The organism is Paenibacillus xylanilyticus (assembly GCF_013359935.1).
GTDB classification, from domain to species: domain Bacteria; phylum Bacillota; class Bacilli; order Paenibacillales; family Paenibacillaceae; genus Paenibacillus; species Paenibacillus xylanilyticus.
In genome coordinates, this window is the sequence record NZ_JABMCB010000052.1 from 1 (window position 1) to 244 (window position 244).

Sequence of the window (244 nt, forward strand, 5' to 3'; positions counted from 1 at the left end):
AAACTCTCAAAACAGCTTGCTTTTGCATGGAGCTTGTTCTTTGAAAACTAGATATCGAAACGAAAATTGCGAATTAGAACATTCCTTTTAGCTGAACTTGTGTAAACAAGTTTCAATAAAACGGTAGATTGCATTTGCTCGCATGAGCAATTGGTTAAGCTACTAAGAGCACACGGAGGATGCCTAGGCGCTAGGAGCCGATGAAGGACGTGGCGAACAACGAAACTGCCTCGGGGAGCTGTAA

Annotated in this window: 1 rRNA gene; it reads left to right on the forward strand. The window is 43.0% G+C overall.

Features of this window, described 5'->3' with window-relative positions:
• Positions 1–152: 152 nt before the first annotated feature.
• A 23S ribosomal RNA gene (locus HP552_RS00330) occupies positions 153–244 on the forward strand; the annotation flags it as partial.